Source organism: Microbacterium sp. 71-23, assembly GCF_001897265.1.
Taxonomy (GTDB): domain Bacteria; phylum Actinomycetota; class Actinomycetes; order Actinomycetales; family Microbacteriaceae; genus Microbacterium; species Microbacterium ginsengisoli.
Map to the genome: position 1 here is coordinate 118,042 of NZ_MKSL01000011.1, position 11,555 is coordinate 129,596.

9 protein-coding genes are annotated in these 11,555 nt (G+C 69.9%); 8 read left to right on the forward strand and 1 reads right to left on the reverse strand.

Features of this window, described 5'->3' with window-relative positions:
* Positions 1 to 10: 10 nt before the first annotated feature.
* Complete coding sequence (locus BGO15_RS03080; RefSeq protein WP_056210281.1) at positions 11 to 1,030, reverse strand: ketopantoate reductase family protein; 1,020 nt, start codon at positions 1,028 to 1,030, stop codon at positions 11 to 13.
* 126 nt (positions 1,031 to 1,156) lie between these two features.
* On the opposite strand from BGO15_RS03080, the gene BGO15_RS03085 reads away from it, so the two are divergent.
* The 8 genes from BGO15_RS03085 to BGO15_RS03120 all read left to right on the forward strand — a co-directional run.
* On the forward strand, positions 1,157 to 2,587 hold the full coding sequence (locus tag BGO15_RS03085; RefSeq protein ID WP_056210279.1) for an amidohydrolase family protein: 1,431 nt from the start codon (positions 1,157 to 1,159) through the stop codon (positions 2,585 to 2,587).
* Between the two features lie 9 nt (positions 2,588 to 2,596).
* Positions 2,597 to 2,908, forward strand: coding sequence for a Dabb family protein (locus BGO15_RS03090; protein WP_056210277.1), 312 nt, complete (start codon positions 2,597 to 2,599; stop codon positions 2,906 to 2,908).
* 5 nt (positions 2,909 to 2,913) lie between these two features.
* Positions 2,914 to 3,972, forward strand: a complete 1,059-nt coding sequence (locus BGO15_RS03095; RefSeq protein ID WP_235557428.1) for a zinc-dependent alcohol dehydrogenase — start codon at positions 2,914 to 2,916, stop codon at positions 3,970 to 3,972.
* A complete protein-coding gene (locus tag BGO15_RS03100) occupies positions 3,969 to 5,405 on the forward strand; it encodes an amidohydrolase family protein (protein WP_056210275.1) in 1,437 nt (478 codons plus the stop codon). The genes BGO15_RS03095 and BGO15_RS03100 overlap by 4 nt, the downstream gene beginning before the upstream one ends.
* Before the next feature lie 154 nt (positions 5,406 to 5,559).
* A complete protein-coding gene (locus tag BGO15_RS03105; RefSeq protein WP_056210273.1) occupies positions 5,560 to 6,948 on the forward strand; it encodes an amidohydrolase family protein in 1,389 nt (462 codons plus the stop codon).
* Positions 6,945 to 7,970: an ABC transporter permease gene (locus BGO15_RS03110; protein WP_056210271.1), complete on the forward strand. Its 1,026-nt coding sequence runs from the start codon at positions 6,945 to 6,947 to the stop codon at positions 7,968 to 7,970. The genes BGO15_RS03105 and BGO15_RS03110 overlap by 4 nt, the downstream gene beginning before the upstream one ends.
* A 48-nt stretch (positions 7,971 to 8,018) precedes the next feature.
* Positions 8,019 to 9,203 carry a substrate-binding domain-containing protein gene (locus BGO15_RS03115; protein ID WP_056210269.1) on the forward strand — a complete coding sequence of 395 codons (1,185 nt, stop codon included), beginning with the start codon at positions 8,019 to 8,021 and terminating at the stop codon, positions 9,201 to 9,203.
* A gap of 20 nt (positions 9,204 to 9,223) precedes the next feature.
* A partial coding sequence (locus BGO15_RS03120) for an ATP-binding cassette domain-containing protein (RefSeq protein ID WP_286747148.1) occupies positions 9,224 to 11,555 on the forward strand: 2,332 nt, incomplete at its 3' end.

The window sequence follows — 11,555 nt, forward strand, 5'->3', positions numbered from 1 at the left end:
GTACAGGGTGTTAAGCAATACGCAACAGCGTGAGATTGTCGGGATGCGCCTCGCGCACCCCCTGCTCGATCTCGTGCGCGACGGCGACGATGCGCGCATTGACCGGCGTCGCGACGCCGACGCGCGCGCCCTCGGCGACGACCGTGCCGTTGATGTCGTCGACCTCGCTGTGACGGCCCTTGGTCCAGTCCTGCAGCACCGTGGTCGTGGCCCCGGGGCGCACGAACCCGGTGTAGAGCGTGTCGAGCAGGGTCGAGACGACAGCGTCGGGCCGGCCGAGGTCATCGGCGCTCAGGCCGAAGATCGGCAGGACGTCGCGCCCCGCCGCCGCCCCCACGAGACGCGCCTCCTCGCCCGCGGCGAGCATGACCTCCCGCATGCCCTCCACCAGGATGGCGTCGGCCATGGGGAGCCCGAGGATCGCGGTCGGCACGAGCACCGTCGCATTGCTGATGAGCTTCATCCACTTCGTCGAGAGGATGTCCTCGACCACCTCGACGCGGCCGGCCTCACGCAGCAGCGCGGCGACCTCCTCCTCCCGCCCTGACGCGGCGGAGCGGGGGAGCGCGCCGACCGCGAACCACGACTGGTCGGTGTCGGAATAGCGCGTCACCCGTCCGGGCTCCGTCATCGCCGAGGACACCTCGATGACCGTCCCCATCGTGCGGTCCGCTCCCACCACGTCGGCGATCGCCGCCGTGGACATGCCGTTCTGCACCCCTGCGACGAGGCTCGTCGGCCGCAGGTGGGGACGGATGAGCTCCGCCGCCCAGCGCGAGTCGTAGGCCTTCACGAGCATCAGGACCACATCGAACGGATGCCGCTGCTCCGCGAGTTCGCACAGGTGCAGCACCGGCGGATCGACGTGCACGGTGCGGTGCGGCGTCTCGATCGTCAGGCCGTCGGCGCGCATCGCCTCGACGTGCGCCGGCCACTGCTCGACGAGCGTGACATCGTGTCCGGAGAGCAGCAGGTCGGCACCGATGGAGGCGCCGTTCGCTCCGGAGCCGAGGATGGCGATGCGGGTCATGGGGGTCTCCTTCGACGGCTTCGGCACTGAAGTCTGAATGAACACTCGGGCCCGAGTACTGGACAAATGCCCACATTCGTGGTCAAAGTGTAAATCAACGCTGAACATTCTCGAAGAGGAGAACTCATGAGCGACCCGACCGCCCATGCCGAGGACTTCACGCCCGGCCGGCCTCTCGTCATCCGCAACACCACCGTCATCACCGTCGACACGCCCGGCGTCATCCGCGACGGCGACGTGCTCGTCGTCGATGACCGCATCGCCGCCGTCGGCCCTCGCCTCGAGGTGCCCGACGGCACCGTCGAGATCGACGGCAGCGGCGGCATCCTCATGCCCGGGATGGTGGACACCCACCGCCACATGTGGCAGACGGCGCTGCGCGGCTACGGCGGCGACTGGGCGCTGAGCCAGTACTTCGTCTTCTACTACCTGCAGCACGGCGAGGTGTTCCGTCCCGAGGACATCTACGCCGGCAACCTGCTCAGCGCCCTCGAGTCGGTGGACGTCGGCGTCACCACGACCCTCGACTGGTCGCACGCTCTGCGCACCCCCGACTACGCGGATGCCGCGGTCGCGGCATTCCGGGAGATCCCGGGCAGGTTCGTGCTCGGCTACGGCAACTACCTCGGGGCGCCGTGGGAGTGGAGCGCGGATCCGGCCGTGCGTCGGTGGATCGACGACCTCCCGCGCACCGACCTGCTCGGGCTCGAGCTCGCCTTCGACGTGCCCGACTCCGACGACTTCCCCGAGCGAGCCGCGTTCGACTTCGCGCGCGACCTCGGCATCCGGGTCACCACCCACGCCGGAGTGTGGGGCGCGACCGGAGACGTGGGTATCCGCAACATGTACGACGCGGGCGTCATGACCGATCAGATCACCTACGTGCACTCCGCCAGCCTCGGCGCCGAGAGCTACCAGAAGATCGCCGCGACCGGCGGCACGGTCTCGGTCGCCACCGAGTCGGAGCAGAGCGCGGGCCAGGGGTATCCCTCGACCTGGGAGATCCGCAAGTACGGCATCCCGGCCTCCCTCTCGATGGACACGAGTGTCTGGTGGAGCGCCGACTTCTTCTCGGCCATGCGCGCCACGCTCAGCTCCGACCGCTCCCGCGACCACCTCGAAGCCCACCGCCGCGGTGAGACGGTCAACGTCAACCGGTTGCGCGCCGAGGACGTCGTGTGGATGGCGACCATGGGCGGCGCGCTCTCGCTCGGAATGTCCGACCTGATCGGCTCGATCACGCCGGGCAAGAAGGCCGACCTCGTGCTGCTGAAGAACGATCAGTCGCCCACGATGACGCCGATCCTCAACCCGCACGCGCACGTCGTCTACCAGGCCGGCACCGCCGACATCCACACGGTCGTGATCGACGGCCGTGTCGTGAAGTACCGGGGAACGCGCATCGACCTCGACATCGCGCCCGCCCGCGACGCCGTCGCCGCGTCGGTCGACTACGTGCGCTCCCAGCTCGGCGAGGCCGCCTGGGAGGAAGGGATGCACCCGCCGCTCGACCCCGAAGCCCCCATCGACAACCCCTACCAGTACCAAGAGGACTGACCGCCCGACATGATCCTGCATCTCGCCACCTTCCACTGGAACGACGACGTCACCGACGACGACGTGACCGCGCTCACCGATGCCCTCGCCGGGATGGCGCAGGGCATTCCCGAGCTGCGGGGCTATCGCTGCGGGCCGAACCTGCATCTGCGTCCGCAGGGCGCCGACTACGGCGTCGCCGCTCTCGTCGACGATGCCGCCGGTCTCGACGCGTACCTCGACTCCCATGCGCACGGCGAGGTGTACCGCACCCTGCTCGGACGCATGATCGCCTCGCGCGGCGCCGTGCAGCTCGAGGTGCCCGCCGGGGCGCGACTGTGACCGCGATGCGCGCGGGCGTGCTGCACGCCGCCCGCGATCTGCGCATCGAGGATCGGACCGTGCCCGACCCCGGCCCGGGGGAGGTCCTCGTGCGCGTCTCGGTGTGCGGGGTGTGCGGCAGCGATGCGACGGAGTACGACCGGGGGCCGCAGCTCACCGAGCTGCCCGTCACCCTCGGGCACGAGTTCGCGGGCACGGTGGAGCGGGTGGGCGCCGGTGTCGACCTCGCCGTCGGCGCGCGGGTCGTCTGCGGTGCCGGCATCTCGTGCGGCACCTGCAAGCCGTGCCGCGCCGGCCGCACGAATCTGTGCCGGTCGTACCGCACGGCCGGGCTGCAGCGTGACGGCGGTCTCGCCCAGTACGCGGTCGTGCCCGCCGGCATCCTGCTCGACGTCAGCGCCTCGCCACTCGCGTCCGACACGCTCGGGCTCGCGCAGCCGATGGCGATCGCCGTGCACGCGGTGCGGCGCAGTGGACTCTCGGCCGGCGACGATGCCGTGATCGTCGGAGTCGGAGGGATCGGCGCCTTCCTCACGGTCGCCGCCGCGGCCACCGGCGCGAGGGTGCTCGTGGTCGACCTCAACGCCGACCGTCTCGAGCTCGCCGTGCGCCTGGGCGCACAGGAGACGCTCGTCGCCGGCACCGCCACCCTCGCCGACCGTGTCGCCGAGCTCGGGATGGACGTCGATGTGTTCTTCGAGGTCAGTGGCTCGAAGGCCGGCTGGGAGTCCGTCATCGATGCGGCGCACCCGGGCGCGACGATCGTCCCGGTCGGCATTCAGAAGGGCGAGCCGCCCGCGGCGCTCGCGCACTGGACGCTCGCCGAGCTCACCATCGTCGGCACTGTCGCCCACGTGATGGCCGCCGACCTCCCCGACGCCGTGCGCCTGCTCGAATCCCGCGCCGACTGGAGCGACATCGCCGAGACCGTGCTGCCGCTCGACGAGGTCGTCAGCGGCGGCCTCGTGCCGCTCATCGCCGGTGCGCCCCTCCAGACCAAGACCCTGATCGACCCGTGGATCGACGCGCCCCGCACGGCACGTCACGAAAGGACCCCCGCATGACCGCCCGCACACTGATCCGAGGCGCCGCCGTGGTCTCGATGGACGACTCCATCGGCGACCTCCCCCGTGGCGACATCCTCATCGAGGACGGCACGATCGTCGCCGTCGGACAGGGCCTTGATCAGGTCGACGCGGACATCATCGAGGCCGGGCACATGATCGCGATGCCGGGCATGGTCGACACCCACCGGCACACCTGGCAGACGGCGCTGCGCGGCATCCTCGCCGACGGCAACATCCCCGACTACCTCAGGGGCATCCGCCTGCAGATGGCACCGCGCTATCGCGCCGAGGACATGTACGTCGGCAACTACCTGGGTGCGCTCGACTGCCTGAACGCGGGGGTGACGAGTCTCGTCGACTACTGCCACAACATCCTCGACCCGGACGGCGCGCACGCCGCTGTCACGGGGCTTCTCGACGCCGGCATCCGTGGCCTGTACGGGCACGGCATGACCCCCGTCGTCGAGAACACCTGGTCGGAGAGCCGCGGCGGCGCCGAGTCGGGGGAGGAGTCGGGGAGCTATCCGGCGCGTGCGGCGCTCGCGCGCGAGATCAAGTCGACCTACTTCTCGTCCGACGGCGTGCTGCGGTTCGGCCTCGTGCCCCAGGAGCTTGCGATCACGCCCGCCGCCGAGGTGGTGCGCGAGTTCGCGTTCGCCCGCGAGCTCGGCGCTCGGATGACGCAGCATGCGAACCAGGTGATCGTGCGGCAGCTGTTCTCGGATGTCGCGGTGATGCACCGCCACGATCTGCTCGGCGACGATCTGCTGCTCGTGCACTGCACGTTCAACACGCCCGAGGAGTGGAAACTGCTCGAGGGCACCGGCACGATGGTCTCGGTCTGCGCCGAGACCGAGATGCAGATGGGCATGGGCTATCCGCGTATCGCCGAGGCGACGCGCCATACGCCGGGGCCGAGCCTCGGCATCGACTGCGTGAGCGGCGACGCCGGCGACATGATCTCGCACGCCCGTCTCGTGCTGCAGGCGACGCGGTACCGATCAGATGAGCCCGGCTACGAGCGGATGGTGGCCCCGCAGCAGATGCTGTGGACCACCCGCGACGCGCTGCGCTGGCTGACGATCAACGGTGCGAAGGCGGCCGGCGTGGACGACGTTGTGGGGTCGCTCAGCCCCGGCAAGCGCGCCGACGTGGTGCTGCTCGACATGAGCGGGGTCAGCCAGGCGGGCTGGAACCGGCGGGACCCCGCGGGGGCGATCATCTCGCAGGCCCACGCCGGGCTCGTCGCCACGGTGCTCGTCGACGGTCGCGTCGTCAAGCGCGACGGGCGCCTCGTGCACGTCGACCTCCCGGCGGCGATGCGCCGAATGGATGCCTCGCAGGGCTACCTCTACGACCAGATGGATGCGAACGGCGGCTTCATCCCGCAGCCGCCCATCGACATCCCGCTGTATCGCGAACGCGCCTGACGCCCTCAACTGCGCCAGTTTCAAGGCTCACTGAACATTAGTGTTCAGTGAGCCTTGACACTGTGCAGTGAGGCTATTAGCGTGGCGACAGCACACTCACACGTGAGCCGACCAAGGGGGATCGGCGCACCGGCACCTGGAGTCAATGAAGACTATGAGCACCCGCACCCTGCTCCGCGGCGGAACCGTCATCACCTCGGCCCGCGCGGGAGAAGTCCTTCCCGACACGGACATCCTGATCTCCGCGGACGGCACGATCGAGGCCATCGGCCACGGGCTGTCCGTGGACGACGCCGAGGTGATCGACGTCACCGGACGCATCGTCCTGCCCGGCTTCGTCGACACCCACCGCCACACCTGGCAGTCGGTCGTGCGGAACGTGGCATCCGACTGGTCACTCACCGAGTACCTCGCCGGACTCCACACCGGGCTCTCGAAGTTCTTCCGGCCCGAGGACACCTACACGGGCAACTACCTCGGCGCCCTCGAAGCGCTCGACGCCGGCATCACGACCCTCGTCGACTGGTCGCACAACCTCGCGACCCCGGCCCACGCGGATGCCGCGGTGCAGGCCCTCACCGACACCGGCATGCGCGCCGTGTTCGCGCACGGCGGCGGCAACAAGCAGTGGGGCGCCCCGCTCCCGTCGCCCAACAACCACCCGGCCGAGGACGCCCGGCGCCTGCGGGAGACGGTGTTCAGCAGCAACACGGGACTCGTCACGATGGCCCTCGCCCTGCGCGGCCCGCAGTTCGTGACCCCCGAGGTCAACCGGCACGACTTCGCGCTCGCCGACGAACTCGACCTGCGCGTGACCGTGCACGTCGGCGACGGCTACTGGGGGAAGTCCGGCCCCATCCGCAAGCTGAAGGACGACGGGCTGCTCTCGGACCGCATCACCTACGTGCACTGCTGCACACTCGGCGACGACGAGCTGCAGATGATCGCCGACAGCGGCGGCACCGCCTCCTGCGCCCCCGACGTCGAGATGCAGATGGGACACGGATACCCCGCCACCGGACGTCTGCTGCAGCACGGCATCCGCCCCACCTTCTCCATCGACGTCTGCTCGAGCAACGGCGGAGACATGTTCGGCACGATGCGCACCGCCATCGGCATGCAGCGCGCCCTCGACAACGCCCCCGCCGTCGAGACCGGCGAGGTCGTCGAGCGCATCGGCCTCAGCGTCAACGACGTGCTGCAGTTCGCCACGATCGACGGCGCGCACGCCGCGGGCCTCGACCACCTCACCGGATCGCTCGTCGTCGGAAAGGCCGCTGACATCGTCGTGCTCGACGACCGGGCTCTTGCGATGACCCCGATGAACAACCCCATCGGCGCCGTCGTCTACAACGCCCACCCCGGGCTCGTGCGCGACGTGTTCGTTCAGGGCCGGCGCGTGAAGAAGGACGGTCAGCTCGTCGGTGTCGACTACGCGGCGCTGCGCTCCCGCGCCGAGGCCTCGCGCGACTACATCGTCGGCGAATGGCCCGAGGCGCACCTCGACGGCTCGTGGCACCCCGACCTCACCGTGCAGTCATGACCACCGTGAACGAACCGGCGGAGGTGCGCACGCGCACGGCGCCGGTGGACCGCCGACCCCTCCTCGCCGAGGTGCTGTCGTGGCCGGGCACCCGCGCGTTCATCGCCGTGGCGCTGCTCTTCGCGATCAGCCCGCTCATCGCCCCCGGCAGCGTGGGCACGACGGCGATCGTCTCGATGCTCCCCTTCGCCGCGCTCACGGCGATCGTGGCCATCGGCCAGACCCTCGTCATCCAGCAGGGCGGGCTCGACCTGTCGATCCCCGGCGCCGTGACTCTCGGTGCGCTCATCGCGGCCAAGTTCGGGGCCGACTGGGGGCTCACCACCGCGGTCATCGTCGCGATCGTCGCGACCTCGCTGTTCGGCCTGCTCAGCGGAGTGGTGATCACCGTCTTCGGTCTTCCGCCTCTCGTCGTCACGATCGCCAGCAACGCCCTCATGATCGGCGCCGTCCAGGCGGTCTCGGGCGGATTCGGCGCCCAGTCGGTTCTGGAGCTCAGCAACTTCGCGCTCAGCCGACTCTGGGGCATCCCGGTGCTGACCTTCTTCGCCGTCGCGATCGTCGTGATCATCCACCTCGTCGTCAAGGGCACGCGCGTCGGGCGCCGGTTCGAACTCGTCGGCGAGAACCCGCGCAGCGCCGCGAACATCGGGATCGCGACGCGGGCCTACACGATCAGCGCCTACTGGCTCGCCGCCGCCCTCGCGGCCGGTGCCGGGGTGCTGCTCGCCGGTCTGCTGCGCTCGCCGACCCTGACAGCCGGCAACGACTACCTCCTGCCCTCGATCGCCGCCGTCGTGCTCGGCGGTACCGCCCTCACGGGCGGGAAGGGGAGCTTCATCGGCACCGCGCTGGGTGCGCTCTTCCTCGCCCAGCTCGGCCAGCTCGTGCAGACCTTCACGCAGGCAACCGCCGTGCAGAACATCGTCCAGGCGCTGATCATCGGCGTCGGGATCGTCGCCCAGCTCGAGCTGGGCGGCACGTCGGCGAGGCTGCGACGCCTCGTCCGGCGTCAGAAGTGACCCGTCGCACCCACCCCCACCACCAGTGAACTCAATGAGGAGTGTGCAGTGAATCGCATCATCAAGCGACGTCGCGTCGCCGCAGCAGCGGCCGCGTCACTCGCGATCGTCGCCACAGCGCTCGCGGGCTGTTCGTCCACGAACGCCAGTTCGACCAACGCCACGGCCGGGAACCTCCAGGCCAACATCGCCGCCGGCTCGGTCGGCACCGTGTCCCAGTTCGCCGACATGTCGAGCATCTGCACCGCCAACGCGAAGCCGATGACCGTCGGTGTCGTCGACGGCGGCGGCACCAACAGCTGGTCGAAGACCGTTCTCGCCGAGATCAAGTCCGAAGCCGCGAAGTGCAAGGCGATCACCAGCGTCGACTACGTCGCGGGATCGTTCGATCTCGAGAAGACGACGTCCGGCATCACGAGCCTCGCATCGAAGGGCACGAACATCATCCTCGTGATCCCCGACGCCGGGCCCGGCGACGCCCACCTGCCGGCCATGCGCCAGGCGACCCAGGCCGGATCCTACGTCGTGGCGTTCGCCTCGGACCCGAACGGCAAAGCCGGCACCGACTACCTCGACTACACCGACCAGTCCCCGCAGTTCGTCGGCAAGTCGTGGGCGCAGTGGGTCGTCGACCGTCTCGGCTCAGCCGGCGGCAACGTCGTCTTCCTCGGCGGACCCTCCGGCGTGGCGGTGTCCTCGCAGGAGTTCGAGGGTGTCAAGGAGGTCGTCGCGGCCAACCCGCAGATCAAGCTCCTCAACTCCGAGCCCGTCGTCACCAACTGGGACCCGGCTCAGGCGCAGCAGGCCATGGCGGGACTTCTCGCCCAGTACCCGAAGATCGACGCGGTCATCGCCGACTACGGCGCATCCGCGGCAGGTGTCATCCGCGCCTACCAGGCCGCGGGCATCTCGGTGCCGCTGCTGACCTCGACCGACGACAACTCGCTCTCGTGCGGCTACGACGCGCTGAAGAAGACCAACCCGAGCTACGAGCTGGCGACCGTATCGTCGCGCACGTGGATCGGCCGCGTCGCCCTTCGCAAGGCCGTCGCCGCCTTCCAGGGGACGAGCGACACCGAGCCCTCGATCTACCAGCTCGCGCTCTATGAGGACTCGACCGGCCAGACGTCGGGATCGATCGCGCCCGACAAGGCGTGCCTCGCGTCGGCGCCGCCGGACGCGACGCCGTCCACGCTCCTGACCCCTGCTGAGATCACGCAGCTGTTCGGCTGACGACACGAAGGATTCCGACGATGACTGAACCCGCCCTCGTTCTCACGGGGATCACCAAGTCCTATCCCGGCGTGCGCGCCCTCGACGATGTGAGCGTCGAGATCGCACCGGGGAGGGTCCACGCGATCCTCGGCGAGAACGGGGCGGGCAAGTCGACCCTCGTCGGAGTCGCCGCGGGGTCGGTCGTGCCGGACACCGGCACGATCGGCCTCGCCGGCCGGGAGTTCTCCCGGATCCAGACCGCGGATGCGCGGGAGAACGGTCTCGCGATCGTCTACCAGATCCCCGCGCTCGCCCCCTCCCTCACGGTGGTCGACGCCGTGCTCCTGCTCCTCCCCGCTTCGAAGCGCCCCCGACGCCGGGGCGCGGCGGCGTGGCTCAAGGCCCACTTCGAGAAGCTCGGTCTCGAGATCGATCCTCAGGCGACGATCTCGACCCTCTCGCTGCGCGAGGCGCATCTCATCGAGATCGCCGCTGCGCTCGCATCCGACCCCCGCATCCTCGTGCTCGACGAGCCGACCGAAGCGCTCGGTCCCGACGAGACCCGCTGGCTGTTCGACCGTGTGAGCGAGTTGCTCGCCGACGGTGTCGCGGTCGTCTACATCACCCACCGCATCCCCGAGGTCATCGAGATCGCGACCGATCTGACGGTGCTGCGCGACGGCCGCGTCGTCGGACGCGGCAGCGTCTCCGACTACAGCGCGGACGAGATCGTCGAGCTCATCGTCGGACGCTCGCTGGAGACGACCTTCCCCGACAAGGCGGGGCCGGATGCCGACGGCACTCCGCTCCTCGAGGTGCTCGGCCTCGGTGGCCCGGGCTATCGAGACATCTCGTTCGCCGCGATGCCCGGACAGATCGTCGGACTCGCCGGCGTCGAGGGCAACGGCCAGCGCGCCGTGTTGCGCGGCCTCGCCGGCCTGGGATCGACCGCCGGCCGTGTGCTCCTGTCCGGCCGGCCGCTCGATGTGCGCTCCGCCCGCACCGCGGTGCGCGACGGCGTCGTGTTCCTTCCCGGCGATCGCATCGGCGAGGCGATGTTCGGCAAGATGTCGGTGCGCGAGAACGTCATCGCCCCCTCGATCGCCGAGGCGATGCCCACCGGCTTCGTCGACCGTCGTCGTGAGTACGCGCTCACCCGCACGGCGATCGCCGGTCTCGCCGTGAAGACCCCCACCCTCGAGACTCCTGTCGCCAGCCTCTCCGGCGGCAGTCAGCAGAAGGTGCTTCTGGCCCGCGCGCGCCTCGGCGAACCGAAAGTGCTCCTCGTCGAGGACCCGACGCAGGGCGTCGACGCCGGGGCGCGCGTGGAGATCTACGCCGTGCTGCGCTCGATGGCGGCGGATGGAGTCGCCGTAGTCGTGCTCTCGACCGACGCGGTCGAGCTCGAGGGTCTCTGCGACCGGGTCGTCGTGTTCTCCCGTGGCCAGGTGCAGGACACCTTCACGGGTGCCGCCGTCACCGAGCGCGCGATCACGGGCGCTGCGGTGATGTCCGAGACCGGTTCGGTCGCGACGGTCAGCGCGGTCCCGCGGCGTCGCCGCATCCCTCTGGCGGTGCGCGGCGAGCTGCAGGCCGGCGCCCTGCTGGTGCTGACGGTGCTGCTGGGAATGGCGACGACGTTCTTCTCGACGGCGTTCCTCAGCCCTCTCAACATGTCCCAGCTGCTCGCCAGCTCCTCGGTGCTGATCCTCGTGGGCCTCGCTCAGCTGGTCGTGGTCATGACCGGTGGCATCGATCTGTCGATCGGATCGGTGCTCGCTCTCTCGACCGTCGTCATCTCGTTCTTCGGCGGAGGCGGAATCGGGCTGTTCCTCTTCGGAGTGGTGCTCGCGCTCGTCGCGGGGCTCGCCGTCGGCCTCGTCAACGGTCTGCTCGTGACGCGACTGAACCTGCCGCCGGTCATCGCGACCCTCGTCACCTCGATCGCCGTCGTCGGCGCCGCGCAGGTGCTGCGTCCGAGTCCGGGCGGATCGGCGTCGAACGACATCATGGTGCTGATCGGCACCGCGGTGGCGGGCATCCCGCTCGTGCTCGCGATCGCGATCGTGCTCGCCGTCGTCATGTGGTTCGTGATCCAGCGCACACGTCTGGGGCGCGGTTTCCGCGCCGCGGGATCCGATGCGGTGAAGGCGAACCGCATGGGAGTGAACGTGCGGTCGATGCGGCTGCTGGCCGCGACATCCGCCGGCGTCATCGCGGCCATCGCCGGGCTCGCGCTGTACTCGAAGACCGGCATCGGTGACGCCAACACCGGTCAGGCCCTCACCCTCACCTCGGTGACGGCGATCGTCATCGCCGGGGCGAGCATCTTCGGCGGGTCGGGCTCGGCGCTGGCCGTCGCGGCGGCAG